This window comes from Cohnella silvisoli (assembly GCF_021190915.1).
GTDB lineage: Bacteria > Bacillota > Bacilli > Paenibacillales > Paenibacillaceae > Cohnella > Cohnella silvisoli.
Map to the genome: position 1 here is coordinate 21,717 of NZ_JAIOAP010000014.1, position 26,200 is coordinate 47,916.

The following is a 26,200-nucleotide window of genomic DNA, read 5'->3' on the forward strand; positions in this document are numbered from 1 at the left end:
CTCCTTAATTAAAAAGAAAGCAGCTTATTCCATTCAAGGTTCAGCCTTCCAGCCGATTGCAGATCAGCCACGCAGAAGTCGCGTAGACAACTGCAGCGTCAATCATGTCATCCACTGTCGGGCCAAATCTCCTCGGGCCGTAAGTAACCGCGGGTATATGATACATGTTGAATACGTTATGATCCCGCCACATACTGGAGTAGATAGGATGCCCTTGCTTCGTTTCCCCTTTGCCAATCGATACGCTGGACCGGCTTAATGCACGGTGAAGCCCGCCGACCTGTACGGCGTCAGCCTCGAATCCTTGGCGATAGACGATAGGCTCCACTTTGCCGTCAAAGCCTTCCGCCGCCATCAACGCTTCCAACTGCCGTTGCGCATCCGCAATGGTCTGAACCGGCGTAAGGGTCAAGCCCAGATACACGGAGCATACTTCGCTTCCGCTGCCCATGACGTGAGGGTCTCCGCCGCGGATAGCGCCGATTTGCACCTTCGGAATGGCCGTGCCGCCGGGTGAATGATAAGTGTTGTCTTTCTCGAACTCGATGCACCACCGCTGCAAAGCTTCTATTAATGGAGCAACCTGCACCAACGGACTCGGATGTTTGCGAAGCTCTGTTGGATGCTCAAGCAATGGCGTAAAAATATCTTGCCCATACAGATCGATACGGAAATTGGCGTGTCCGCAAGATACCCAGGAGATGCCGAAATCCGTCCCTTCAGCAGCGATCGCGAAATCCGGGGCTACGCCGCCGTGCGTCATCATAAACTGCGCCCCGATTTCCTTGCCTAAATACTGCGTACCCTGAAATTCCTCGACATGCTCAGGGCCGATCTCCGCCGGGCAAGCCGTCAAATATAGCGTGCCCGCCATCGGCAATCCCGTTTTCTTCAACGCCTTGGCTCCAATAAGGAAGCAAGCCATCGGACCCCGGTCGTTCTCGACCGGGCGGCCGGAAAATACGCCGTTCTCCAATTTAGCCTCGAGCCATTCCGATCTTTCGACCGAACCCGGACGATATTTCCAGCTGTCGAGATAGTTATATTGCGGTGATTCCGTGTCCAGATGACTCGTCAATAGCAGGTTTTTCCCTTGAGTTGGATTTTGCCCGCCATACCGACCGATGACATTAAATCGATCCGGAACCATTCCTACCCGCTTCGGCGCGAATTGCTCGCGTTTCATCCATTCATATACGTAATCTCCCGCGTCTTTCTCATAACCGGCGAGAGAACGAATATTTCCGAGTTCCAGGACCAGATCAATTAATTCCTGCTTATCGATAGCTTTACGGATCGTCTCGGCGACCTCCTGCAATTCGAGACTCGAAATAGGGCCATCCGGCTTTATTGCAATCATTCGCTAACCTCCAATTACGGTGCCCCAGCTACGGACAACCTGTTCTGTCGTTACGCTCGTAGCAAAGTTAAGCTCCATCGCCCTCATCGATGCTTCATGAATATCCGGCGAGTACGCCGCGCAAGCGTCCGAGACGACGAAACATTCGTAATCTCTCATGAATCCGTCCCGCACGGTAGATTCCACGCAACATTCCGTCGTGAATCCGGTAACCAGAAGCTTCCTTATGCCGTTGCTCTTTAACATCAATTCCAGATTCGTGCCGACGAACCCGCTATAGCGCTGTTTGTGGACCACCATATCCCCGGGAAGGGGCGCAATTCGATAGAAGTCCGCCCCGGCCGTGGAAGTCCTGCATACCGCAACACCCGAAAGATCTTGTCCTTGTCGAGCATACCATTCAAGCATGGCCGGCGAATCCGTCTCGGGAGAAGTCACGAGCGCGATATAGATAATCGGCACGTGAGTCGCCCGAGCGGCGGCGATCAATTCCTCGATTCGGTCAACAGCCGGATCGACCGCGGATAAATCCGCGTCCCATTCCGACATCTTCCCATCCTTCGCGCAGAAGTCTCTCTGCACGTCCACCAACAACAAAGCCATTCCCGCATTCGGGATATCAACCATTCTATTTCACCTGCCATCCGATGACGGATATCATCGATTATGTTTCGCGTTATCCCCGCAATTGCGTCAGTACCTTCTCCCCGAAAAAGCGCATATCCGCATCATAATCGGAGAAAGTCAGCATCATGCCGTCCAAGTTTGCCGTTTCGATAATGTATCTGATCTTTTGGGTGATCTGATCGGCGGTGCCGGATATCGGTTCGGACATAAAAGCCGTCTTAGCCCGTGCTGCTATCGACGTCTCCGTACCATCGACCGCCATGCCGTAGCTTTCCAGCAAGCCCATAATAGCCTCGCGGTCCACGCCTTCTTGATACAACTTCATCCGATCGTTTGCTTCTTCTTCCGTCGCACCCGGATAGATGCCGAACATAGCATAAGTCTTAATCGGTTTATTGCGCTCCTCAGCCAATTGTTTCGCCCGGGCGCTCACCCTAGCCAAGTCCGGAATATCCTTGCCGCCTATGAAACACGCATCGCCTTCGTCAATCGTGAAGCCCATGCCTTTGTCCGACTGCCCCGCGCATATAATGGAAGGACGCGGTTTCTGAACCGGCTTAGGATACGACATGCAATCCGTCAATTGAAAGAATTCACCTTGATGATCGACGCGATCTTCGCTCCATAACCGCTTGACCACTTGCATCCATTCCTTGGCAAGCTCATAACGTCCGTCATGATCGAGATGCTCCGGCCACATGCCCATTTGTTGAAATTCCTTGGAAAAAGAACCCGAAACGACGTTCATGCCGATTCTGCCGTTGCTGATCTGATCCAGCGTCGCGAACATTTTGGCTGCGACCGCGGGATGGTACAACAGCGTATGCACGGTAGCATACACTTTCACCCGCGAAGTCGCCTCCGCCAGACCGGCCATCATCGTCATCGACTCGAGCGATGTGCCCCAATGGTTCGTCCGACCGCCGTAACCCCTCCATTTGGCCATAGACATAATAAAATCCAATCCGATCTCTTCCGCCAATATGGCGGCGTTCCGATTCTGTTCATAGCTGCCTACTACTTTCGGCGTCGTATCGGATATAATCCATCCGCCGTTCGTAATCGGAAGAAATACACCGAAATCAATTTTGTTATAATCCACATTGCTGCTCATCTCTCTACCCACTCCAAATTGTTCATTTATTCATCTTCATAAAATTCAGCTTATTTAGGCCAGATCAAAGTTGTGCCGTCATAGATGGAGTTAATAAACGAATTGTCCATTACGCGATCAAGGGGCAATGCCGCCTTAATGACTTCGGCTTTCACCAACATATCGACTTCACGCTGCCATTGCACATCCGTCTGCCATGCAACGCCATGTCCTTCCGGCAGATGATCCTGCACCAGCTTGCTTTCAACTGCCCAACGATTCGTTTCCGCTTCTAGATCGTAACCCGCTTCCGAACGCGATTGCATTGCTTTGAGCGTCTCTTCCGGATGTTGAAGAGCGTATTCGTGAGCTTTAGACAGTGCGCGCAGGAAATCTTCAACCGCCGTCGGAAACTCGGAAGCAAATTTCGAATTAACCGCAACGACGCCGAAAGAGGTCTCTCCCCCGAATTCGCCGGGATCGATCAGACGTACCTTATACCCGGCTTTTTGCATAATAAAAGGTTCGTTCGTCTTGTATACCGTCAAGGCATCCACCTTCCCATCCAGAATGCGCGGATCGTAGCCGACGGATACCGCTTTAATCTGATCGCGGGTCACGCCTTCCGAATTCAGCATCGAGATCACGTAGGAGGGGATTGCGCCTTTGTAGCCTAATGTTTTGCCAACTAAATCTTTCGGACTATGAATATCGGAATCTTCCATGACCATAAGGGCATTTACGCCGACAGACCCGAACGTAGCCACACCTTTGATCTCCGCACCGCTCTCTACAGAAGTAATAACCAGACTCGGATTACCCGCGCTTGAGAATTGCGCTTGCCCAGCCGCCAGGAACTTCATTCCCTGCGAATCCAGTCCGGGTTGAATGTCTACATCCAGACCCAGCTCTTTGAAATACCCGAGCTCATCCGCCATAACCGCCTGTACGTCGGGGGAGGAAGCTGCAAAATAATAACCTGTCGTATATCGAATTTTTCCAGCAGCCTTATTTGCTTCTTTACGCGCTGCCCAATCAATGCCCGTCGGAGTTCCATCGGAAGGACTGCTGCTACTGCTGCTTGACGCACTTGGGGAAGCAACTGAAGCTGAAGACGTTGGACTTGAGCTCTCCGAAGAGTTCGAATTGCCGCCCCCGCAGCCTGCCGTTACCAGGATCAATACTACGATTAACAACAATGCTCCTACCGCATTTTTTCTTTTTCTATTTGTCAGCATGGTTACATTCTCCTATCCTGTTTTAGCGTAATGATGACGGCTTGCTCCTGCTCCGATTACCCAGTTATACGCGACCGAAAATCATGACCCATGTCACATGGCGCTGCGCCGAACGCCATCACCCCCTTCAATGAATAGGTTTGCCACGAGCCGCTGTTGTTGTATTGGAGGGAAGTTACCCGTTGCGCTTATGCGTGGAACTATGCCAGTAAAGAGCCCGCTGCTCGGCGATACGAACAAGCGTGGTGAGAACGATGCCCATAACGGCCAGCATCAGAATAGCCGCGAACATCCGCTCCATCTGCATATAATTGCTGAACATCATGATGAGGTTGCCAAGCCCTTTATCCGAGCCGCTCCATTCGGCAACGACTGCTCCGATGACACTGAGACTAATACAGGTTTTGGCAGCGGAAAATAGAAAGGGGAGACTGTTCGGAAACCTGAGCTTCAGGAAAATTTCCAGCTTATTCGCGTGAAGCGAGCGCATATATTCGTAATTGTTCTGATCGATTGAACGGAAGCCCGTAATGGAATTGACCAACATCGGGAAAAAAGTAATGATCGCCGCGATAATGATTTTCGGCAACGGGCCAAATCCGAACCAGATAATGAGGAGGGGAGCAATTGCGACGATCGGCGTTACGTTCGCGAGAACGGCTATCGGCAGCAATGTCCGTTCCAGAAACCGGGAATGGGACATCAGCACGCCGCCGATCAAAGCGACGGTCGTTCCGACGGCAAATCCAATAATCGCCTCGTACAGCGTAATTCCTGCGTGTTCTAGATAAAACCCAAAGTCCGAGAACACGGCTTTCAGAATGCTGGAAGGCGCCGGAAGGGTAAGGGCGTTGACATGGAATATCCGAACGACAAGCTCCCATGTGCCGAATAAACAAATGAAAGCGAGAGCGGGATGAATGTAATGGCTCCAGTAACCGTCGCTATTGAACATTGCCCTTAATTTCATTGGGGCTTTCTTCTCAAGGACAGGTGCTGGCGTTGCCAGCCTGCTATCGATTGCATTTTCCGTTGTGGACATTTCAGTGCTCCCACCTTTCTCGCAACAATCCTTTGATATGGTGCACATACCGCTGATACTCGCTCGTCTCTTCTAATTCATGCGAACGCGGTCTCGGCAAATCAATGTCGACGATTTCGGAAATTCGGCCCGGCCGGTTCGACATCACCACGATCTTGTCAGAGAGGAACACCGCCTCCCGAATACTGTGAGTGACGAAGATTACCGTTTTCTTATGCGACTCCCAAATATCCATCAGCTGGTACCGAATCATTTCGCGGGTAATTTCATCCAATGCGGAGAACGGCTCATCCATCAATAGAATAGGAGCGCCTGAAGCGAAAGCTCTGACAATACCGACCCGTTGCTGCATGCCCCCCGAAAGCTCTTTCGGATAAGCATTAAGAAACTCCCCCAGCCCCACGGACCTCAATAGCTCTTTCGCCTCTTCACTTTGCTCGGGCGTTTGTCGCCCGCCTTTGCGGTTGACCTCGAACGGAAGCTGCATATTCTCGATAATGGTCCGCCATGGGAATAACGCAGGCGATTGCGGTACGAATCCAAATCGTTTATCCGATTGCGCTTCAATAGGAGTGACTCCATCGACCAGCACTTCGCCATCGTCCGCCGTTTCCAGCCCCCCGATAATTCGCAGCAACGTCGATTTGCCGCAGCCGCTCGGGCCGATCAAGCTGACAAAGGTGCCCTGCTCCATCTCGATGGCTACGTCCCTCAGTGCCTCCGTTACTTGACCCCGACGTTGAAACTTCTTAGAAATTCGATTAACCGCGATGTAGGTCAATGTGAGATCACCACTCTGATTGAATTTTTTGCAGCTGCAAATTTATGGTTTAATTAAAAAATTAATAATTTTATTTTTCAGTTAAACTTCTTGTTAACTAAATTATCACACATGACTATGCGTGTCAATAATAATTACATAATGATAATTCATACGGGAAAACGCGGCTTTAACCCAATTTAATGTCATGTATATGATAGTTATAACGCAGAATTTATGGGTTTAGACTGTCAGTAGGAACATATAAGATAATTTTATGTAATAAAATATTACGTAATCTTTCACATAGGCCTTCCCCGAACTAATCATTTGACAGGTGATATCACGTGGCCAATTCGGCCCTCTTCCCCTGCTCATAGTCGCTTTTTCCGACTATAGTGAGGTGCTTCGGCCATCTTCCCTGCTTATAGTCGCTTTTTCCGACTATGGCGAGGTTCTGCAGCCCGCTTCCCTGCTCATAGTCGCTTTTTCCGACTATCGTGAGCTGCTTCAGCCATCTTCCCTGCTTATAGTCGCTTTTTCCGACTATGGCGAGGTGCTTCCAGCCATCTTCGCTGTTGAGTATTAGGACATGGAAACTTATGCCTTCTGAACGCACAAAAAAAGCAGGCGAAAGAATTCGCCTACTTCGAGTAATAAAGAGTTTTAATGCCACAGAGAATTAGAAAGGCAATTGTTCAATGGCCGCCATTACCGCGGATACTGCCGCTTAATCTACCACAAGGTCAATTCAGAAAAACTTCAATCTCGACAATTCCGCTATACGCACCGCTTTGATTTGTAAATACGACTCGCAGTTTAGAGGAGTTGACGGCATCAAAATTCACCGTATTCAAAGCGGCTGCAGGGGTAGCAGGGTTTTGGGTTTGATTCGTTACGTTAACCCAGCCAGTTCCGTTCCAATATTGGATCACATAGCTTGCCGGAGGCTTCACGCCACCGCCGTCATTAAACACGTATAGTTTCACCTGGTTAAAAGTTTGGACCGACCCAAAATCAACAGCCAACCAGTCGGTTGAATTCCCACCGTAATTGGTCCAACGATCGCGCGGACTCTCATTGTAGGAGAAAATACCATTCACCGTACTCCATACGCTGTCGCAGCCGCACGTAAAGGATGCTGAAACATTCGGATATCCCGTCCCAATCGGATTTAGAGCAAGATTTACTGGGGGACCAGCCACCGTAACAGTCACCGTATACGCCTGCATCGTTCCATTTTCTGCCGTCACCGTATATATTTTCGTTGTCTCGAAGTTTTGTGGTTCACCCGTGTTTGGCGAGATGCTTTTTCCCGTGTACGCGATGGTCGGCACAAGCGACGTCAGATTCGTTCCGTAAGGCACGGTCAGGGCGATCGTTTTGTTCGTAACGTTAATGGCTCCTGTGACACTCAAACCTGCGAAGTTAAACGAAGTAATCTCCTTAGCTTCTGACAACTCACGAACGACCGTAAACAAATAGCTCTGCGAAATCCCCTCATTCATATCTAATAAAGTGACTACGATATCATTCATACCGCCAGTCAGCGGAACATTGAATTGCACGCCGGGTGAAGGACTCGGCTCAAGGCTATGCACGTTGGAACCCTCACCAATAACCTCTACGTCTATTTGAATATTGCTGAATTCTGTACCAAAGGTCATCGGTAAAGACCCGACGTTGCTTAATACCGGACTCAGCGTGTAATGGGTTTGGGCGGGATCAAACTCTTCTAATCCTGTAACTGCAGCCTCTGACGAACTCACCAAATTCGGCTGTCTAAATACATTCACCGTATAAGTCTTCGTCGAGCCGTTCTCGGCGATCACGGTGACCGGTATCGACTTCGTACTTCCTGCGCTTCCGAGTTGTACACTTACAGATCCGCTGGATAAGGATTGACTATTAATCATAACCGTAGCTTTACCGGTATCCGCAACATTCGGCGTTAGCTTTAACTGAGATACCGTATTAGGTACACTAGCCGAATAGGATACGATTGCCGGGCTCATTGTCGGTTCGACTAACACAGGAACTACTGCGCCCAATGAATCAACGTAAGTAAGTAGCAACCCAGCCAAATCCGCATTCTGAGACAACACCGGACTCGGTGATGGCGATGGTGATGGTGATGGTGATGGTGATGGCGAAGGCGTTGGCGAAACACTCGCCAGCGCAGTTTCTTCCTCGCGTTGCTTCTTCTCCGTCTCGAACCGGTTTTTCTCGGCTGGCGCCAACTGCGCCTCGTACTCCTCCCGGGCTGCGCGCTGCTTCTCTTCCGCAGCTTTGCGATTCGCTTCCTCCTTGGCTTTGCGTTCTTCCTCGAGCTTATTCAACAGAGACTCGTTTGCCTTCCGATCCGCCGCTTCCTTCTTCTTGCGCTCATCGGCTTGATTGGTAGCGGCATCGTCCTTAAGGCGCTGCTTCTCTTTCAGCCGCTGCTCCTCTTCGGTCAGTACAAGGGTGTTTTTGGTCAGGTCTACGACTATGCCGGATTGACTCTTCACCTCGGCTATAATCTGATCCAATCTCTCTTGCGTCAGCAATCCGCTCTTCAATGCCTGATTCGCAATGCTTCCCAGCAGATTTTCCGTATTCGACTTGAAACGATCAAGATCCTTAGGAGACATGCCGATCTCCGCGGGAATACCTTCTTTTTCGTATCGTGCCACGTATTGTTCATTCTCCAGAGTGATTGCCGCAGCATTCTCTAGGATAGCCTGGATGATAGTCGCATCGCTCTGGTTCATCAATTGCTCAAGGTCAACGGGAGCAATCGTAATTTCCGAGGCTCCTTGGTCGTCATCCGTGAATAAGGCACCCTGGGTTGGATGAACATTCTGGGATGCTGCACTGCCGGAATCGGTTGAAGAAGCTGTAACAACCCCAGCCGCAACCGATAAACGGGTCGCTCCCGTCTCCGGATTTACGGAAACGAGCAAATGCGTCCCCCTTACGCCCATGACCGCCGTCGGCGTTTCCAAAGTGAACTCATCATCCTTGCTCGTTATTGACTTGACGTCCACCCAGGCGGAGCCATTAAACATGCTGACTTTCGTACTCGTCCCCTTGTTATTGCTCAGCTTGGAGAACGTGAGCGTCGTATTGTCCGTTACAGTTATCTTATCGTCCTCGGATGAACCGTTGGCGAATTGAAGAACCGCAGAGCTGCCTGCACCTGTCTTCAACACATCGCCTTCATTCAGACTCATCTTGACGAATGCCGTAAACTCTTTGGAGCCCCCGGCTTTCTTCACTTTAAGGGTCCCTTTCAATTCCTTGATTACGGCGACACGAGAAGAAGCCGCTGATGCATCCTTAGCAAATACGCCAAGAAACGGCAACGCGGCCATTAGCATTAGAACAGTATGTATGATTGCTTTGCGAATCATATATTCCCTCCATATGCGAAACTTCTGGAAAGTACATAGCTGAATAGCAGAGAAAGCAATTTCCGCATCGATTTTACGCCAAGCTTGTTCATAACGTTTGCAATATGATTTTTAACCGTTTTTTCAGTGATCGCGCACTGTTCAGCAATTTCGCGATTGGAAAAGCCATATACAGCGATCAGAATCAGAATTTCCGACTCCCGCAGCGTAATTTGATAACGGCTTGAAAAACTGCTCATTGCGGGATCCATGCTCTCCATCAGAAGATCATTCAAGCGCTTGTAATCTGCAGCTACTGTCAGGTTCATGAGTATCCCCGTTCTTCATTATTCGATCAAGTTAGTCTCATTATAAATGTATCCAATGACCTATCCTAGATGAAGAAATTCACTAGCAGAACAGTAATTCTGTCATTTTTCGACACTATTTTCTAATTCATATGACTTAAGTCACTTATGTGATAGAGTAGATTATAAATAGCATGCGAGGACATCATATGGATGCACAAATAAATAGAAAAATGACTCTCATCTTAACCATAATCGTTATAGGAGCAACGGTCATCTTATTGATGCATACGGCGAAGTTTTCTATTGGCCTCTTGTTGCTATCTTGCTTTTATATCACTGTCGTCCTCGTTCGAGATTACATCATGAAGGTCGATCTGCGCCGGATGACTGGCATCCGATTTTTGCTCTTGCAACTCCTATTGGCTTTGGTCATATCGGTGTGGTCGGAAAGTTTTATTGCACAAATCTATCTCTTAATTCTCATTGGAGAATTTACCTTTCATCATTCCAGAATCCATTCTTTAATTTTTACGATCATGACCTATGCTTGCATATTCCTGGGCGTGCTGGTCTATCGCCATTTTCCGCCTTTTGATCAAATCTATTTTCTTATTCCTCGAGTTATCGACTACTTTGCCATTTTCGGGATGAGTCTTCTTGCCAAAATTGCCGTACAGCAAAAGAATGACTTAGCTCGAGACAATGAACAACTCCGCATGGCCTCGATAGAGCTTGAGCGCAAGGCCAAAATACAAGAACGGACCCGAATATCTCGTGAAATTCATGATTCGGTTGGACATACGCTGACATCAGCGTTAACCGGGTTGCAAACGGCAGCGCACGCGATTAAGAAAAACCAGCACTCCCTTGCACAGGAAATGATCGACAGAACGAAAGCGAATATTTTAACCGGTCTGAATGACGTACGAAGCTCCGTGCATTTGTTGCGTGAAAACATCCCTGATCACCAGTTCATACCCGAGCTTCTAAGGTTGATCGATGAAACCAAAAAACAAACCAGCGTGGAAATTGCATGCGAAATAGGCACAACGATACCTGAGCTGTCACCCAAGATCGAGCTGGCCATTTATCGCGCATTACAAGAAGGGATTACAAATGGGATCCGGCATGGTACCAGCACCTATTTCCACTTCTCGTTAACTTATCGTGCTAAGCACATACGATTTATTTTATCCGATAATGGTAAATCGCCATCCCAAATTGATTATGGCTTTGGCCTGAATGCCATGAAAGAGCGAGTTGAGGAAGTTGGAGGGGTGTTATCCGTTTCAGCCAAAGGTTCTGCCAGCGGTGTAACACTGGAGATCACAATCCCTTTTTCAGAAGATAACGATCGAGCGGGGTGAGCGAATTGCCTAAAACAACCATTCTTATCGCAGATGATCAACCCTTAATCCGTGACGGTTTAGCGGCCATTCTGAGCATGGAGGGACAATATAACGTAGTAGCAAAAACGGGCGATGGCTTGGCTACGATAACGCAAGTACAATTGCATCGTCCTCAACTTGTTCTGATGGACATCCATATGCCAAAGCTTAATGGCTTGGAAGCAACAAAACAAATCAAAACGGAATTCCCTGAAACCAAGGTGCTGATTTTGTCTACTTTCGAGGACGAAGAATATATATTGGAAGCGATTCGTCATGGAGCTAGCGGCTTTTTGGTAAAAGGAGTTGAGACTGAAAAAATTCTATCTACGGTTCAGGACTGTATAGATGGGAGAATGAATTACCCCGTCAGCATCCAGTTGCGTCTTGCTCAGGCGCTCTATTCATCGGAACAACATGAACAACGATCGTCGAAAGAAAGTATCACACCCTCTCCCAATCAACAGCATGATGAAAGATTGAGAGGTTTGTCCATTCAGGAACGAAGCATTGTAAGGAAGCTGGAACAAGGGAAGTCTAATCAAACGATCGCTTCTGAATTGTTCTTAACAACGGGTACCGTTAAAAACTATCTTAGCATCATATACAAAAAGCTAAACGTGTCCAGCCGATCGGAAGCCGTCGCTTACCTTCACGAACAAGACCATTGATCCCTTCTGAATAAGAGGAATCCTCATACCCCTAAGACAAGTGACTCACAATATTGCGCAATATCGCCAACCCAGCAACTTCAGTTTCCCGTGCTTCACCAAGCAGCTTAATGGCTTCGGCCTTAAATCGCGGATCCGTCGTATCTGCGCCATTCGGGAATGGGAATAACTCACGCAAATTAACCCATGTCCGATAACTTGACAGATAAACATCAGCCGCTTCCATCATGAGGCGCTGCAGAACAGTATCCTGAATCCCCATACAATGCGTAATAGCGGATTGCGTGAAGAACGGAACCAGATACTGCCGCGTAGATGTGATCCATAAAAGGTTATAACTCGTGAAGAATTGGTGTGCCGATCCCGCCTCGAAAGCCGAAATCCAAGCATCAATCGCAGCAATTCCATTGTTACGGCCGTCGCCAGCTTGTCCCTCTCCATCAATATGGCGAATGGCAAGAGAGAGTGCATTCCTTAATGTTTTCCGATAACTTGCATCTTCTTCCTCAGTATATCGCGTAACGTGCAGATGCGGAGTCTCGCTTCTCTCTCTGAGCACCAACACAAACATTTCCGGGTCTATGGGGTTACCATTCAACGGACGTCGTCCAAAATCATCGTAAGACAGTTCCCCGCCATCCCGTGCATTGATATCGTGGATATTCAAAATTTTTCGCTTGTCATCATACCCATAAATGAGCCCGTGTTCATAGTTGTCAAGGTTCCATCCAATGACGGCGAACCCTCGCTGAATACTCTCGCGCACCATGAAAAGCGCCTTATCGACGGTGTCTTCTTCCCAGTCCCCGCCGTAAATGTTCGCCGCAAGAACCTCCATATCGAAACCGAGGTTGTTCAAAGCCGATCTGAGCAAACTCCCGTCTCCGATTACATCCATCGGCGCTACAGTCGTATCCGTGTTAATGGTAAACCCCTGTCCTGAATAGAACAAAACCTGAGGCAAACTGATAGGCTTGTTCGAATATTGCAAAGCACCATAAAGAGCGAGCGCGAACGAGTTGTAGCAATCATTCCAATTGAATCGTTGGCGTTCTAGCTGACCATTCCCGCTAGTATCCTCTGCGTTGCCGTTAAACAGATATTCGCCGACTAATCCATGCCGTAAGCTTTTCAAACGAGTTCCTCCTCATTGTGTTTCCCGTAAGAGAGTAAAACGAGTGACTTATTTCTTTTTGATAGTTTGGAACCTTTATTCATATGATACCAATATACTATATACTACTTACTTTGTAAGCGTTTCGTATATTATTGATCTATCGTTTTCTAACTGGAAGTTTGTATAAATGCTCAAAGAATTTTCCATTTATCCCCATCACACCATAATTCCATTTAGCCCCACAAAAACGAAGACCGCCGCGTTTCCAGCATCGCGGCGGTTCTTCGATTCGATCAGTTGATAAACGCTATATACTGCAGCATCCGCTTCAGCATCGAGGCGCTCTCGGCGCGCGTAGCATGTTTCTTCGCAGCGAACGTCGAATCCGTCGCGCCGTTAATGATGCCGACAGAGACGGCTTGGGCTGTTGCATCTTGCGCCCAGCTTGCGATTTCGCTGCGATCGTTGAACTTATCCAGCGTCTTCGAATCCACGGCCACGTCTTTGCCTGCCGTTCGAATGGCCCGCACGATCATGGCAGCCATCTGCTCGCGTGTGATGTCCTCTTCCGGTAGGAAAGATCCGTCCGCGTTGCCGGTCACGAGCCCCGCTCTTTGCGACGCACCCACGGCACCGGCATACCAAGCGTCTGCCTTGACATCCGTGAACGGTTTATCCGGCTGTACCTCAAGAAGACCGAGGGCTCTTACGAGAAGCGCCGTGAATTCCGCCCGCGTAATCCTGCTGTCCGGCGAGAACTTATGGTCCGGCGTTCCCTGAACGATCAGCTTATTGGCGAGCAGTTCCACGTCCGCTTTGGCCCAATGCCCCTGCATATCGGCGAATGCATGGTTCGTCTCGATCAGCGCATAGATGCTGTTATGCGGAGATCGGATGGTTACGATGCGGGATCCGTTTCGTTCGGAAACCACCGCGGGCACGAAATGCAAGTCGCCTTTCGGATCGTACCAAACCGCAACCAAGGAAGCCGGATCAACCTCGCTATCCAGGGTCAGCGTTCGTTCTAGATATCTGCCTTGGAAATCCGTTATTTGCCTGCCGTTAATCTCCATCTCGAAGCTGATCGGGTCCTTCGACAGGAGCCTCGCGCCCTCCCGAGCCGCCGCGTCTTCCACGTCATCTCTCGTTTGTTTGGATACTTTGGTGATGGTGATGGTGATGGTGACGTTGGCGCCGGTCGGGATATTTTTCAATAAGCTAACCGGGAGAAGATAGCTCGCTCCCTCCACTTTGATCTCAACGACCGCAGACGGCTTTTTGGCTGCCAGTTCCGCCAGTGCGCTCATCGGAAGTTCAACCCGAACCTCGGGAACAGCCTCCGTGATCTCGATCGTCTTGACCGGATTGCCATCGGAAACGAATGCTTTGGTTAGCTTATCCGCATCGAAGGATACGTTTATGGCATCCCGGCCATCCGCGCTCTTTACTTCCTTCACGCTCGCTCCTGCCCCCAATCCACCGGCGTCAATGCCTTTGTCAGCTGCCGTCGGTTCGGCCGGCGTGGTCGGTGCAGTCGGTGCGGTCGGCACAGAAACCGGAATAAGATTCCACTTCGCATAGAGCTTAATGTCACCCGTTACCGGAGATGCGAAATCGTACGCTGTTGTCAGCATCTTGCTGGTATACCAACCTCCAAACGTATATCCCATACGCGTCGGATCAGCCGGCTGCAGTACCGCCCCGTTGTATTCCACGGTCTGACCGGCAACAGGCGAACCTCCATTGCTGTCGAAGCTAACCGTAAACTTGTTAATCGTCCACTTCGCATACAGCGGAAAATTCCCCGTAACCGGCGTGTCAAAGTCATACGCCGTCGTGAACCCGCTATCCGAATACCAGCCTGCGAACGTGTAACCCGTACGTGATGGATCCTCCGGCTTCGTTACCATTCCGTTGTATTCCACGGTCTGGCCGGCAACAGGCGAACCTCCATCGCTGTCGAAGCTAACCGAGTACTTGTTAATCGTCCACTTCGCATACAGCGGGAAATTCCCCGTAACCGGTGCGTCAAAGTCATACGCCGTCGTGAACCCGCTGTCCGAATACCAGCCTGCGAACGTGTAACCCATAAGTGATGGATCCTCCGGCTTCGTTACCATTCCGTTGTATTCCACGGTCTGGCCGGCAACAGGCGAACCTCCATTGCTGTCGAAGCTAACCGTAAACTTGTTAATCGTCCACTTCGCGTAGAGCGGGAGGTTATCGGTGACTGGCGAAGCAAAATTGTACTCCGAAGAAAATGCGCTATCCGAATACCAGCCTGCGAACGTGTAACCCACAAGTGATGGATCCTCCGGCTTCGTTACCGTTCCATTGTATTCCACAGTCTGGCTAGTAACAGAGGAACCTCCATTGCTGTCAAAGCTAACCGAGTACTTGCTAATCGTCCACTTCGCATACAGCATGAAATTCCCCGTAACCGGTGCGTCAAAGTCATACGCCGTCGTCATGCCATTGTCCGTGTACCAGCCCCTGAACGTATACCCGGTGCTCGTCGGCGCCGCAGGTTCAGAAGCCTTGCCGTTATACGGAACCGCTTGGCTCCCTACAGCCGTACCTCCCTTGCTGTCGAAGCTGACCATCCTGGGCAAATACACCGCGAAATGTACGGTCGTCATATTCCCTACCGCGTCGGTGACCACCAGCGTATGCGGTCCATCCGAACTAACAACAGATCCGCTTGTAAAGCTGCGGCCGTCAAGCAGCGCCGTCCCTTCGTTAAACGTAATCGTCGGAGCCTCGCTATAGATGGCTCCTTCGGCGACGCCCGATACGAGCGGCGGGGTATTATCGATCGTAAAACCAATGACCAAAGTATGGCTCCCATACGTAGAGGTCACGATTAACGAATGCGCGCCTTCCGTTCTTACCACAGTCCCGCTTGAGATGGGGTTGCCATCCAAAGTCGCCGTTCCGTTCGTGAAATCGATCGTTACATCGCGATCATACGTCGCTCCATTCGTCACCCCCGTGATAACGGGGTCCGGCTCCTCTACGGACAGCTGAACCGTAATTTTGCCGCTGCTGCGATAATTGTCGCTCGCCAGGTAGGTAAAGCTGTCCGAGCCCGCATAATTCAAGTTGGGCGTATAGACAAAAGAGCCGTCTTTGTTCATCGCTACGGTTCCGTGCGCAGGCTTATCGATCAGCATGGCGGTAAGGGCGTTGCTGTCATTGGACATGACACCCGGTGCAGACACCGTGAGGGGCGCATTGACGTTCGTCCGATAGCTGTCCGGATTCGCCGCGAGAGCCGACTCCCTGGTCAAGACAGGATAATAGCCGATAGATTTGTTTCCATCGGAAATTCTTGTCTTCATATAATACAGCAGATCATCTCTGCCGCTGCTCATATCAGGAATCGAAAAATAAGTCGTTCCATCCCCCCCGAACCTTGCTCCGAGCAGCGTGAAGAGGAGCGAAGAATGTGCAATCGAGAACGCGGAGCCGTCGGTTTCGGTCCAGAAAGAAGATAATGCCGACGATCGAAAGGGGAACGCAACGATTTCTCCAAGATACTCATATTGTGTTCCGTACGAGTTCGGGGAGCCGTTGCTCGAATAAAGCGGTGTTCCTTGGGTAGAAATGTAATACCGAAGGCCGGGCATCGGAGAAGGAACTTCCGGCAATGCAAACGTTGTCTCCCCGTCTCCGCCGTAAGCCGTACCCATCAAATAAAAAAGGTCCATGTATTGGGATTTGGACAAAGCCCGATGATCCGCCGGCAGCCACCCAGCGGGTATCAGCTCGTCCGGATACGGAAACAGTCTGATCTCGCCCATGATGGATACACCCGGATATTCAGGTATCGGAGGAGGAAAAGAGGCCGAGATCGCCATGTAATAGCCCACTCCATGCACCGACTCCATGCCGCGCAAATCAGGCAGGGCAAACGTGCTTTGCCCGACTCCGCCGAATTTGTTTCCGAGCAAGGAGAACAACTGCTGATTTCCGTCAATCGGCAATTCCTGCCCTGCGCAGTAATACCATCCCAAAGGCGCGTCATTGTACGGGAACAGCTTGATTTCCCCCAACATAGGCGCAAATCCGGCCGCATGCGCCTTCTTCGCCGCGGTCAACATCCCTGCAACGGAAGCCAAGACGATCACGGCCGCCATGAACAAGGCCAGCATTCTATTGCCGATCTTGCGATTATTAGGACTCATTGTTCTCATTCTTCTCTTCGTCTCCCTACTTATGGACTACAAGCATCAATCAGAAAATAAAAACCGTTCAGGTGCCGCCCTTTTCTCAGCTTTTTCCATACCGATCGGCTGCAGGAGATACGTGTTGAATTATACGAATCAGTACTCCCAAATTTCTCACAAGATAAAAATAGAACCGTCCCTTAGCCAAAACCGGGAACGGTTCTTGTAACTCTTGCGCGAATCTTATCATAGTATCGAGATCGAAACCCCAAATATCGATAACGGCATGTTTTTAACACGACAAAAACCCGCCATCACAAAAGCAATGGAGGGTTCATTTCCATCATTAAAGCACGGATTGCAGCTATGTTATAATATTTGTAATTATACTCCTAAGCTGTTCTACACTGGAGTGACCACTGATGCAATTGAAACTCGGGAAACCCGTTGGACTGTTAAATGTAAATATGGAAAAGCCCAAATTTTCAGTTTCCCAATACTCACCTTCCGCCGATCTCATTCATTTCATTGAGCATTATTGGGTTGTCCGCTGGGATCTTCGGGGGCAGGAACCGCACCTTCAAGAAACCTTGCCTCATCCTTCCGTTCATCTTGTTTTCGAAAGAGACAATTCGCGAATTGTGGGCGTCTTTAAAGGGAGATTTTCTGTGCTTCTTCAGGAACAAGGAGCAGTCTTCGGCGTTAAATTCCGGCCTGGAGCCTTTTATCTGTTTCTGCAAAAACCCGTTTCAACCCTAACGGGCTGCATGGTGCCTTTCCAAGAAATCTTCGGAATAAGCAGCAAAGCGTTGGAACAACAGCTTTTTTCTCAGGAAACCGCAGAACAAATGATTCCTTTTGCAGAATCTTTTATTCGGGAACGGCTTCCTGAACCAGACAACCATGTCGACTTCATTAATACAATCGTGCAAAGTATCATCTCCGACAGAAGTATCGTTAAAGTTGATGACATTGTGCGCCGCTTTCAAATTCACAAAAGACAGTTTCAAATGTTATTCCGTCAGTATGTGGGGATCAGTCCCAAATGGATGATTCAACGCTACCGACTTCACGAAGCGGTGGAAAAAATGGCCGATGGCGATATTCCCGACTGGTCAAGGCTTGCTTTGGATCTCGGTTATTACGATCAAGCTCATTTCATTAAAGACTTCAAATCCATCGTAGGAAAATCTCCGGAAATCTACACCAAATTGTTAAGTGAAGTGAACCCGGGCAAAGGCCGTTAAAGCGGGTGTTTGTATAATTCGATCACATTACCATCTGGATCGCGTAAATGAGCGACCCTTGCATTCCAAGCCTGTCGATCATGAGGTTCGTTAAGGAGAACCACCCCTTTATCTTTCAAACGGGCGCAAACCTCATCGACTTGATCTACTGCAAATGCGAGTAAAAATTTCGATTGTGGTTCTGCGCCGGTTGGAAGATTGTTTTCATTGATTACTTCAGCCATATTTTGACGAGAAAAAATTTCTATTTTGGTTTCGCCTGTATTAAACGATGCGAACTGCATCTCCTCTGCGGAAAATCCCATTGGAATCTCCATCACGTCTCTGTAAAACGCTACACTTTTATGAAAATCTTCTACCAACAGTCTCATTTGCGACAATTTCATTGTTCCACTACCTCTCTATACATATTGTGGCTAGCCCGGCAGGACAAAGGTTTCCTATGCCTAATTTAACAAATTTACGGAAACCCGTATTGTAAAAACACGAAAAACCTGCCGTTACAGTTTATTACCCAATAGACGACCATTATCATTCCATTGTCTATACAATTAATTTATACGGGTATGTTTATCTCCCAAAGACAAAGTAAGAGCGCTACCTATTAGGTGAGCGCTCTATATTTTCAATAAACGATAACCATCTTCAGGGAGCCCAACAAGCAACTTATGCACCCGCTAGGAGACTCGAAACCAATTCCTAATCGAATCCCGGCAAGCATTCACCTTTGTCATTTCCTTCTCCCATATTGTTTGGCAAAAGAAACAATTCGTCGATATAATCCCTTATCCTTCAAGTGCTTCAGCGGATAAAATTGAGGTCTCGTATTCACTTCCAAAATCCAGGGCTTTCCTGCAGAATCCAGCGCGACGTCCAAACCAAGTTCTCTGAATCCCTTCAAATGTCGATCAAAGCAATGCCCCACGGAGACACCCATCCGCTTCAACTTCGCTTCCTTTCGTTGAATGGAGGCTGCATGATATCCTGCATCTGACAAGGTTGAACGAAAGTAGCCAATTTTCCCTCCTTGATTATAGTTCGTAGCGACCTTTCCTGACCGTCCTATTTTCGTAAATACAGCTGTGCTTACCCACTTGCCTCCATTTGTTTTTTGAACCATAACACGAATATCGAAGGGCCGTCCGTTTGTCTTGGCTAATGCAATTCCCTTCTGCAACAGGTACGGCCTATGAGCTGAATACCGCTTCAGATTATTGAACAATTGATCTATCGTACGGTAAACGACTTTGATGGAATTGGATTGCGTTTGATACCCTTGTGCCCGTTTTTTTATCCGGATAATGTTGACCCCGCCTGAACCGTTCGTAGGCTTAAAATAGACGACGGAATGAGAGGTCAGCATAGTTGTCAGATTGTGTTTATTGAACAACATGGTTTGAGGAATATGTTTTAGAAAATCTCGCCGTTTTAACAGCCATTTCGTTTTTGTCCATTTACTGCCGACTGTACTGCTTCTGTATTTCATCGAACTCTTCACATCTCCCATCTTTGTTAAGAACCGACTTGAGTGACTTAATAAATATCTTATGCAGCGATAAAAATTTGAAAGACGGCTCTCACCATAAATCAGCAGTTGCTGATAAAACCAGCAAAAGACAGATCGATCATACAGCAGATAGACCCTTCAATTATAGAAGTCGGAAATGGTTTCCTGCGGCCTTAATTAGATTGACCATCATAATATCATATGTTACTATTAACCTATGTTATTTATAACGAGGTGTAATTATGTCAATCCAATTAGCAATATTAGGCATACTGAGTTGGAAGTCCTCAACAGGATATGAACTAAAAAAGATTTTTGAGGATTCCTCCTTCATGTATTGGTCCGGTAATAATAATCAAATTTACAAAGCTCTAATGAATATGGAAAATGAAGATTTTGTTACCAGTGAGGTGGTCCATCAGGATAACTCTCCTTCAAAAAAAATATATACCATAACAGAAGAAGGACTTAACGAACTAAAAAAATGGCTTGTGTCATCACCCGAAGCTCCTGAGATAAAAAAAACATGTTTGGTGCAGCTTGCATGGTCAGATATGTTAAGTAATCAAGAATTAAGTGAGGTACTCTCAAAATATGAAAATGAAATCAAACTGCAATTGATTATGCAGAAAGAGAAATACAGACGTGCTCTTCATTCACCTAATAGGAGCACAAGGGAAAGCTTAATATGGGAGATGATTTCAGAAAACATTATTTCAACCTATAATAATGAACTTAATTGGGTCCGTGAAACCCGTCAGAAGTTGTTTGAAAATGAAGTTATGGAGGAAAAAGACAAAATGAACTATCAAATTAGAGAAATAGAGAGTAAAAAATATATTGAACTCATTTCTACTACTGAACCTTTAAGTACAGAGAATGATGCACTTGATCTAATATCTTTATGCTGGGAACATGAGACAAATGCGCTTATGATACACTATGCAGCCTTATCAGAAGACTTCTTCAAACTTAAAACCAGATTAGCCGGCAATATTATTCAGAAATTTATAAACTATGGTATAAAAGCTGCTGCTATTATTCCTCAGGAGACAATTCAAAAAGGCAGATTTAAAGAAATGGCCATGGAAACGAACAAAGGCAATCATTTTAGATTGTATGAAAGTAAAGAAGAAGCTGAAAAATGGCTTCTGAAATAGAAAGAAGTTGAGACAAGTCTTGGACCGACTTTTATCATAGAGTCTGGATCAAAGGACAATCCCCCACTGATCCTCCTGCGTATCGAACTCTTTCACCTGGTACGGCGATGTAGTTTCTCTTTCTAAAACCTACAATGTCTTTGCAATCGACATTATTGGAGAAGCAGGATTATCAGCGGCAAGCCGACCAAGCTACGAAAATGGTGCATATGCTCTATTGTTGAATGAAACAATAAATGCACTTGGATTAAGCACGTGTTCAATTGTAGCTATGTCATTAGGCGGCTGGATGGCATTGAGTTTCGCTACCACCTATCCGGATAAGGTTGATAATTTGGTTTTGCTTTGTCCCGGAGGGCTTGCACATGAAAAAGCCAGTTTCCTATGGAAAGCAATTTTTTTCTCACTACTTGGAAAATGGGGTCAGCTACAAACACTCAAATTAGTGATCAGTCACTTTATCAATTAACTATGCCGATTTTAATGCTTTTTGGCGATTCTGATCAATTAATACATGCAATCAAGAGTATTAAGCGACTTAAACAATTTGCACAACAAGCCAGGATCGAGCTGCTGCCTGAAGAGTCGAGTTCAGTGACTATCTACCTGTATTTACTTTTTAACATTGCTGCGTCTACATTCAACTCAACTCTCTGTTGTACCAGCATGCGCGATACGCATCACCGCGCTGTCTGTAACGGCAAATTTTAAGGCCATCCAAGCAAAGGATGGCCTTTTGATCATTAATAATTAATATAAAGCGCTATTCGACGGGCATGAAAATATCAGATAAATTTCCTGGCCTATAGTAAGGATAATCCATCATCTTTTGAACCTTTCTCGCAATATCTGCTGTCGTTAATGATTCAACAAGGTACAAACCTAAATCAATAGAAGCTGAAACACCGCCACCCGTATAAGTATCCCCATTCCGTACAATTCGGGCCTTAACAACCTCTGAGCAATAAGGAGTCAACAATTCATATGCAGATGGGTTCGTTGTCGCCATTTTTCCATTTAAGAACCCTGCAGCCCCTAAAAGCAAAGCACCTGTACAGACTGATACTTTGTACTGTACATCGCGGGCACTTTGAATCCAAGAAACAAATTCAGTATCATATCTCAATTCTCTAGTAGGCATACCACCAGGAATAAATATCAAATCATATCCGGATAAATCTGGGCTGACATGTTTGATTTTCAATGTCATACCTCGATCGTCTGTAATTTCCTCTTTGTTTGCACAGAGATCCCACGATACTCCCTCTTTAGCCTTTAAGATTCTTAACCAAGATACCGCTTCGTAAAAACCAACAAAATCTAACGATGTCATCTTGTCAAACAGAATGTAAGCCATCTTCATCCTGAGCCACCTGACCTTTCAATAATTTGAAATAAAAAAAGCATCTGATCTAAGATCAAATACTTTGCCCAGGCGTACGGCTTATGAAATATGTGCTCCCTCGTAGTTACCTACGTTACGCCAGTCACACATACCTTAATATAATTTAGATACTATCAGAAATCCCCAAAATCTCCAATAAAATTTTCAAAAATTTACAAACTGATGCTGGGGCTTTTGCTTTTCCCAAGCAAAAGCATCCTTCAAGATTCACCCTCACGATCTAAGGCATAGAAAGCGTCAGTTCCGTCAGTTGCTCCGACGTGACAGTACCGACACTTCTGACTCCATTTTAGGCTTGACCTTCCTCACTTGAAACTGGGTTGTGGTACGGATGATTGCCTCGAAAAGCACATCTGAACGGAGAATTCGCCAGTTCTAGAGGAGCTTGTGCATCAGAATCCGATGCCCCTCAAGCAATCTCGCCCGATCACCGCCAAAAAACTTGCCGTTACTTGTGATAAGGTTCACCGTAATTAATATTAAACGCATAGTATACCCGCTCCAGCAGAAATAGCCCGCATCAACTGATGCGGGCAGGTCAGGCGGCCGAAGGAGAGTATGATCTCTCACATCAAACCAAATTATTTGCTATGTCCTTTTTGATCTGTTTACTCCTCAACTGCCCGCAAGCAGCATCGATATCGGTCCCGTGCTCAAGGCGAACGCTGCAGCTAATGACTTGTTTTTTTATTGTTCTTAACGGTGCATCTCTCCTCCGCAGTACTCGCATCCAAATGTAAGCGGCACACTTCCTTACTTCTATTAGCTGCTACGTGACTCTTACATGTTTCATCATATCCATCAGACCGCTCTCTTTAAGACTGAGATAACCATTGTCCGAGCCCATAATCAAATGATCCAGTAACGTTATGCCAATAATGGCACCCGTCTGCGTTAGTCGATATGTAATTTTCACATCTTCTGCACTCGCCTCAGGATCCCCACTTGGATGCCAATGTGCACAAATAATAGATGCCGCATTTGCTATTATGGCAGTTTTGAAAACTTCGCGGGGATGGATTAGAACGCTGTCCAGTGTTCCAATAGAAATTACCTGTAAAGTCGTTGGCCGATTTTTGGTATCCAGACACAACAGAGCACAAAGCTCGCGATCGCTTTCCGAGCCGAGGAACTGACGGAAAATATCGTTGGCATCTTCTGGCGAATTGATCGTATAGCGAGCTAATAGAGAAGATTCCCGCACCAGATGAAGACGAACTAGCGCTACCCGCTTTCTCCGGCAATTAGGAGCCTTATCCTTCTTTGTTTCTGTATCAGGCAACACAATCGGATATTGCATCACAAACTCGTTCTCCTTTGAGGGTAGTTTAACCGATCTTTAAAGCATTAATTTTGTATATATCATCACTAAAAATATATAATTAGTATCTATATATTCTAATTATATGTCAATTGGTATTTTTAGTTCGTTTATTTAAATTGGTCACCTCAGGTAATCTAACTGTGGGGTGATATCACATGGCCGATATAACGAAAAAAGTAGGCGAAAGAATTCGTCTACTTCGAATAACCAAAGGGTTTTCAAGAGAAAAGCTTTCCGAGTTATCGGACATCAATGCCAATTATATCGGCCAAGTTGAACGTGGAGAGAAGAATCTTACGATTGAAACTCTTCAAAAATTAATCCGCGGAATGAGTGTAACATTGGAGGAATTGTTCCGACATCTCGATCCCATGGAGAAAAAAGACGTTCTGGGTGAAATTATGGAGGATCTATCCGCAAGGTCGCCAGAGGATCAAGCGGTCGTTCTTCAATTACTTCGCACTATGTTTGATTGGGAAGAAAAGAAGCATGGAAAATCATGAGGATGTGGGCCTCTAAAGTTTGCTGTACAGAACTTGCCCTTACTTATGTAACGGTTCACTGTATCACTCAAACGGGGAAATAGGGCACCTAGATTAGGTGCCCTATTTCCCGATTATTTTAGGGTTCTATTGTATGACTCCTTCCTAAATCAAGCAAGATTCAAACCAAAAAAGGCTTCGATATCCCCAGTGAGAAAGCGAAGCCAATTGCTGTAACACCCCTACAGAATCGATTATGATCAATCGCAGCCGTTGTTGCCGAACCCGAGGGGCGTGTCCCGGAACTTGAACATATTGTTGGTTGATGTTCCGTTGAGTATATCTTCAAAAGATTGATTACACTCAGATTACGATAGCTAATTGGTTTATTATGTAACTATCACTAGCATAAGACTCTCTATGATGGATTAAAAACAACACTTTTAAAAAATAAGTAAAATCATCCTGCTCATTGACTTTAACAATTAATTCTTCTTCCAGTTCCTTTGTGTCCCAATTAGCAGTGATTTGTTGCTCATCATAGTGATATTCTATAGAAAACCTAGTAAAAGAATTATTTTCTGTTTCGTCAATATACATGCCAACACCACTGCCATAGTTTGCCAATATGCTAAGTGCCCCTTGTAAAACCCCAACGAACGCTGTTATCAGGTCATAGTATACTTCAATATCATTAATTTTAGGAACTTCGTAATAATGCTCCATTCTGTTTCTAAAAACATTAAGTCTAGAAAGTGATTTTGAACTAAATAACCCAATATCTTTTAGAAATTTTAATTTTACATCAAATTTCAAATTTTTCTTATCAAATACTTTATAAAGATTTAGAACATGTAAAAATGTATCCATCTGGCAATCTGTAGCATGTTTCAAATGAGAGATACAATTAATTAAAGAACGAGTTGTTCTATTTTCCATCTCTTCTTCGGCAAACTTCAAATAGTCTAATGCGTGTAATTGAAATTCTGGAAATTTCAATGATTTTCCACTTCCAGAGTCATATTCCAATAAACTAAAGTTTTCTAAGATAAAATTTGATAGTTTTTCTCTTTTAGTCATTTGCTTTACCCCTTCTTCTAGGAATTTCACCGAACGTTCTTTTATTCACGACATCGATCCCCCTTAGATAGCTCTCATCTTAGGAGATCGTTGTGCCCGCCTGACTCTACTTCCCCGAAATGCATCTGGCAGATCGAGGGCTGAATGACCCGATGCGTGAATACGATGTTATAATTGAAACAGTCCTCAAAGATCTTGAACTCTTCTACTATCCTTAACCCAACACAACTCATGGTTTTTGTATGAGATCATATCAAAATTAATAAACAGCCCAAATTGATACTGCAAATTATTAGCTTCAGTAGGATCTGTATAAGCTGCTAATTTTAAAAAATCGAGTTTATTACCCACTTGATTGCTTGATTTCTTCACTTCAACTACAAGTAAATTTTTTGATTTTCCTCTTTTATGAACAATAATATCGGGATAAACCGAAAGCTCCCTGTACGCTAAATCATTAATTATCTCGAGAGTAGATTTATTTTTGACTAACTCTCTTATTTCATTATCAAGAACGTGAATTATCTTCGATCGCCCTTGATGAAGGAAATTTCTGTTGTACTCACAATCGACAGAGTAAAATGATCCAAACTCGTATTGAAGATATTCTGCAAACTTATGCGTAATTGCTCTCTCACTAACATCTTCTCTCAATAAATATGTATCCCGTAATATAAACTGAGATAGTGCATTATTGACCGCTTTTTTAATAAATGAATTGTAAACAGCCATGTAATAACCTACTTTCTTCGTATTTTAGATAACGTCTTATTTGAGAAGTTCATAACTATCCACGACTCGGCATTTTCCGTATCCATAAATGTAATGTAATTCCTTTCGATTTT

22 protein-coding genes, 2 pseudogenes and 1 riboswitch are annotated in these 26,200 nt (G+C 46.4%); of the genes and pseudogenes, 7 read left to right on the forward strand and 17 right to left on the reverse strand.

Annotated features, from left to right (window positions below; all coding sequences use genetic code 11):
- Positions 1 to 40 precede the first annotated feature (40 nt).
- The 6 genes from K7P76_RS23095 to K7P76_RS23120 form a co-directional block, all read right to left on the reverse strand.
- Complete coding sequence (locus K7P76_RS23095) at positions 41 to 1,360, reverse strand: zinc-binding metallopeptidase family protein (RefSeq protein WP_232187679.1); 1,320 nt, start codon at positions 1,358 to 1,360, stop codon at positions 41 to 43.
- Positions 1,361 to 1,363: 3 nt separating this feature from the next.
- On the reverse strand, positions 1,364 to 1,987 hold the full coding sequence (locus tag K7P76_RS23100; protein WP_232187680.1) for a cysteine hydrolase family protein: 624 nt from the start codon (positions 1,985 to 1,987) through the stop codon (positions 1,364 to 1,366).
- 49 nt (positions 1,988 to 2,036) lie between these two features.
- Positions 2,037 to 3,101, reverse strand: coding sequence for an LLM class flavin-dependent oxidoreductase (locus tag K7P76_RS23105; protein ID WP_232187681.1), 1,065 nt, complete (start codon positions 3,099 to 3,101; stop codon positions 2,037 to 2,039).
- A 50-nt stretch (positions 3,102 to 3,151) separates the two neighbouring features.
- Complete coding sequence (locus K7P76_RS23110) at positions 3,152 to 4,318, reverse strand: ABC transporter substrate-binding protein (RefSeq protein WP_232187682.1); 1,167 nt, start codon at positions 4,316 to 4,318, stop codon at positions 3,152 to 3,154.
- Between the two features lie 175 nt (positions 4,319 to 4,493).
- Positions 4,494 to 5,360: an ABC transporter permease gene (locus tag K7P76_RS23115; RefSeq protein ID WP_232187683.1), complete on the reverse strand. Its 867-nt coding sequence runs from the start codon at positions 5,358 to 5,360 to the stop codon at positions 4,494 to 4,496.
- Position 5,361: 1 nt separating this feature from the next.
- Complete coding sequence (locus K7P76_RS23120; RefSeq protein WP_232187684.1) at positions 5,362 to 6,141, reverse strand: ABC transporter ATP-binding protein; 780 nt, start codon at positions 6,139 to 6,141, stop codon at positions 5,362 to 5,364.
- Between the two features lie 316 nt (positions 6,142 to 6,457).
- On the opposite strand from K7P76_RS23120, the gene K7P76_RS23125 reads away from it, so the two are divergent.
- A complete protein-coding gene (locus K7P76_RS23125) occupies positions 6,458 to 6,709 on the forward strand; it encodes a hypothetical protein (RefSeq protein WP_232187685.1) in 252 nt (83 codons plus the stop codon).
- Between the two features lie 157 nt (positions 6,710 to 6,866).
- On the opposite strand, the gene K7P76_RS23130 is transcribed toward K7P76_RS23125, so the two are convergent.
- Positions 6,867 to 9,515 (reverse strand): SGBP N-terminal domain-containing protein, encoded by a 2,649-nt coding sequence (locus K7P76_RS23130; RefSeq protein WP_232187686.1) that lies wholly within the window; start codon positions 9,513 to 9,515, stop codon positions 6,867 to 6,869.
- Positions 9,512 to 9,823, reverse strand: a complete 312-nt coding sequence (locus K7P76_RS23135; protein WP_232187687.1) for a LuxR C-terminal-related transcriptional regulator — start codon at positions 9,821 to 9,823, stop codon at positions 9,512 to 9,514. Before K7P76_RS23135 ends, K7P76_RS23130 begins: the two co-directional genes overlap by 4 nt.
- A gap of 188 nt (positions 9,824 to 10,011) precedes the next feature.
- Between K7P76_RS23135 and K7P76_RS23140 the strand changes: the two genes are divergently transcribed.
- Both K7P76_RS23140 and K7P76_RS23145 read left to right on the forward strand, forming a co-directional pair.
- Positions 10,012 to 11,172 (forward strand): sensor histidine kinase, encoded by a 1,161-nt coding sequence (locus K7P76_RS23140; protein WP_232187688.1) that lies wholly within the window; start codon positions 10,012 to 10,014, stop codon positions 11,170 to 11,172.
- A gap of 5 nt (positions 11,173 to 11,177) precedes the next feature.
- Positions 11,178 to 11,864 carry a response regulator transcription factor gene (locus tag K7P76_RS23145; RefSeq protein ID WP_232187689.1) on the forward strand — a complete coding sequence of 229 codons (687 nt, stop codon included), beginning with the start codon at positions 11,178 to 11,180 and terminating at the stop codon, positions 11,862 to 11,864.
- A 31-nt stretch (positions 11,865 to 11,895) separates the two neighbouring features.
- On the opposite strand, the gene K7P76_RS23150 is transcribed toward K7P76_RS23145, so the two are convergent.
- Together K7P76_RS23150 and K7P76_RS23155 are read right to left on the reverse strand one after the other, a co-directional pair.
- On the reverse strand, positions 11,896 to 12,999 hold the full coding sequence (locus K7P76_RS23150; RefSeq protein WP_232187690.1) for a hypothetical protein: 1,104 nt from the start codon (positions 12,997 to 12,999) through the stop codon (positions 11,896 to 11,898).
- Positions 13,000 to 13,274: 275 nt separating this feature from the next.
- On the reverse strand, positions 13,275 to 17,177 hold the full coding sequence (locus tag K7P76_RS23155) for an InlB B-repeat-containing protein (RefSeq protein WP_232187691.1): 3,903 nt from the start codon (positions 17,175 to 17,177) through the stop codon (positions 13,275 to 13,277).
- A 395-nt stretch (positions 17,178 to 17,572) separates the two neighbouring features.
- Between K7P76_RS23155 and K7P76_RS23160 the strand changes: the two genes are divergently transcribed.
- On the forward strand, positions 17,573 to 18,397 hold the full coding sequence (locus tag K7P76_RS23160; RefSeq protein ID WP_232187692.1) for a helix-turn-helix domain-containing protein: 825 nt from the start codon (positions 17,573 to 17,575) through the stop codon (positions 18,395 to 18,397).
- Here K7P76_RS23160 and K7P76_RS23165 read toward each other — a convergent pair.
- Both K7P76_RS23165 and K7P76_RS23170 read right to left on the reverse strand, forming a co-directional pair.
- Entirely contained in the window at positions 18,394 to 18,783 is a 390-nt protein-coding gene (locus tag K7P76_RS23165; RefSeq protein ID WP_232187693.1) for a VOC family protein, read from the reverse strand. The genes K7P76_RS23160 and K7P76_RS23165 overlap by 4 nt on opposite strands.
- A gap of 344 nt (positions 18,784 to 19,127) precedes the next feature.
- Positions 19,128 to 19,883, reverse strand: coding sequence for a YheC/YheD family protein (locus K7P76_RS23170; protein WP_232187694.1), 756 nt, complete (start codon positions 19,881 to 19,883; stop codon positions 19,128 to 19,130).
- Between the two features lie 263 nt (positions 19,884 to 20,146).
- On the opposite strand from K7P76_RS23170, the gene K7P76_RS23175 reads away from it, so the two are divergent.
- Both K7P76_RS23175 and K7P76_RS33730 read left to right on the forward strand, forming a co-directional pair.
- Positions 20,147 to 21,064 carry a PadR family transcriptional regulator gene (locus K7P76_RS23175; protein ID WP_232187695.1) on the forward strand — a complete coding sequence of 306 codons (918 nt, stop codon included), beginning with the start codon at positions 20,147 to 20,149 and terminating at the stop codon, positions 21,062 to 21,064.
- A 109-nt stretch (positions 21,065 to 21,173) separates the two neighbouring features.
- Positions 21,174 to 21,533: pseudogene (locus tag K7P76_RS33730) on the forward strand (alpha/beta fold hydrolase); the annotation flags it as partial.
- A gap of 294 nt (positions 21,534 to 21,827) precedes the next feature.
- On the opposite strand, the gene K7P76_RS23180 reads toward K7P76_RS33730, so the two are convergent.
- The 3 genes and pseudogenes from K7P76_RS23180 to K7P76_RS23190 form a co-directional block, all read right to left on the reverse strand.
- The gene (locus tag K7P76_RS23180) at positions 21,828 to 22,427 is read right to left on the reverse strand and encodes a DJ-1/PfpI family protein (RefSeq protein WP_232187696.1); all 600 of its coding nucleotides are present in this window, start codon (positions 22,425 to 22,427) and stop codon (positions 21,828 to 21,830) included.
- Between the two features lie 59 nt (positions 22,428 to 22,486).
- A riboswitch (ZMP/ZTP riboswitch) is annotated at positions 22,487 to 22,565 on the reverse strand.
- 475 nt (positions 22,566 to 23,040) lie between these two features.
- Positions 23,041 to 23,160 (reverse strand): annotated as a pseudogene (locus K7P76_RS33735) (dual-specificity RNA methyltransferase RlmN); the annotation flags it as partial.
- A 78-nt stretch (positions 23,161 to 23,238) separates the two neighbouring features.
- Positions 23,239 to 23,769 carry a JAB domain-containing protein gene (locus K7P76_RS23190; protein ID WP_232187896.1) on the reverse strand — a complete coding sequence of 177 codons (531 nt, stop codon included), beginning with the start codon at positions 23,767 to 23,769 and terminating at the stop codon, positions 23,239 to 23,241.
- Between the two features lie 179 nt (positions 23,770 to 23,948).
- On the opposite strand from K7P76_RS23190, the gene K7P76_RS23195 reads away from it, so the two are divergent.
- Positions 23,949 to 24,296: a helix-turn-helix domain-containing protein gene (locus K7P76_RS23195; protein WP_232187697.1), complete on the forward strand. Its 348-nt coding sequence runs from the start codon at positions 23,949 to 23,951 to the stop codon at positions 24,294 to 24,296.
- 342 nt (positions 24,297 to 24,638) lie between these two features.
- Here the strand turns inward: K7P76_RS23195 and K7P76_RS23200 are convergent, their stop codons facing one another.
- Positions 24,639 to 25,355 carry a hypothetical protein gene (locus tag K7P76_RS23200; protein ID WP_232187698.1) on the reverse strand — a complete coding sequence of 239 codons (717 nt, stop codon included), beginning with the start codon at positions 25,353 to 25,355 and terminating at the stop codon, positions 24,639 to 24,641.
- 186 nt (positions 25,356 to 25,541) lie between these two features.
- Complete coding sequence (locus tag K7P76_RS23205) at positions 25,542 to 26,087, reverse strand: hypothetical protein (protein WP_232187699.1); 546 nt, start codon at positions 26,085 to 26,087, stop codon at positions 25,542 to 25,544.
- Positions 26,088 to 26,200: the final 113 nt, after the last annotated feature.

Bases quoted from the DNA above. Each gene is read 5' to 3' on its own strand.
- K7P76_RS23110 (WP_232187682.1), bottom strand. From the start codon at position 4,318: ATGCTGACAAATAGAAAAAGAAAAAATGCGGTAGGAGCATTGTTGTTA.
- K7P76_RS23105 (WP_232187681.1), bottom strand. From the start codon at position 3,101: ATGAGCAGCAATGTGGATTATAACAAAATTGATTTCGGTGTATTTCTT.
- K7P76_RS23205 (WP_232187699.1), bottom strand. From the start codon at position 26,087: ATGGCTGTTTACAATTCATTTATTAAAAAAGCGGTCAATAATGCACTA.
- K7P76_RS23135 (WP_232187687.1), bottom strand. From the start codon at position 9,823: ATGAACCTGACAGTAGCTGCAGATTACAAGCGCTTGAATGATCTTCTG.
- K7P76_RS23180 (WP_232187696.1), bottom strand. From the start codon at position 22,427: ATGAAGATGGCTTACATTCTGTTTGACAAGATGACATCGTTAGATTTT.
- K7P76_RS23130 (WP_232187686.1), bottom strand. From the start codon at position 9,515: ATGATTCGCAAAGCAATCATACATACTGTTCTAATGCTAATGGCCGCG.
- K7P76_RS23165 (WP_232187693.1), bottom strand. From the start codon at position 18,783: ATGAAATTGTCGCAAATGAGACTGTTGGTAGAAGATTTTCATAAAAGT.
- K7P76_RS23100 (WP_232187680.1), bottom strand. From the start codon at position 1,987: ATGGTTGATATCCCGAATGCGGGAATGGCTTTGTTGTTGGTGGACGTG.
- K7P76_RS23095 (WP_232187679.1), bottom strand. From the start codon at position 1,360: ATGATTGCAATAAAGCCGGATGGCCCTATTTCGAGTCTCGAATTGCAG.
- K7P76_RS23140 (WP_232187688.1), top strand. From the start codon at position 10,012: ATGGATGCACAAATAAATAGAAAAATGACTCTCATCTTAACCATAATC.
- K7P76_RS23190 (WP_232187896.1), bottom strand. From the start codon at position 23,769: ATGCAATATCCGATTGTGTTGCCTGATACAGAAACAAAGAAGGATAAG.
- K7P76_RS23200 (WP_232187698.1), bottom strand. From the start codon at position 25,355: ATGACTAAAAGAGAAAAACTATCAAATTTTATCTTAGAAAACTTTAGT.
- K7P76_RS23170 (WP_232187694.1), bottom strand. From the start codon at position 19,883: ATGAAATACAGAAGCAGTACAGTCGGCAGTAAATGGACAAAAACGAAA.
- K7P76_RS23115 (WP_232187683.1), bottom strand. From the start codon at position 5,360: ATGTCCACAACGGAAAATGCAATCGATAGCAGGCTGGCAACGCCAGCA.
- K7P76_RS23195 (WP_232187697.1), top strand. From the start codon at position 23,949: ATGGCCGATATAACGAAAAAAGTAGGCGAAAGAATTCGTCTACTTCGA.
- K7P76_RS23155 (WP_232187691.1), bottom strand. From the start codon at position 17,177: ATGAGAACAATGAGTCCTAATAATCGCAAGATCGGCAATAGAATGCTG.
- K7P76_RS23175 (WP_232187695.1), top strand. From the start codon at position 20,147: ATGTCAATCCAATTAGCAATATTAGGCATACTGAGTTGGAAGTCCTCA.
- K7P76_RS23160 (WP_232187692.1), top strand. From the start codon at position 17,573: ATGCAATTGAAACTCGGGAAACCCGTTGGACTGTTAAATGTAAATATG.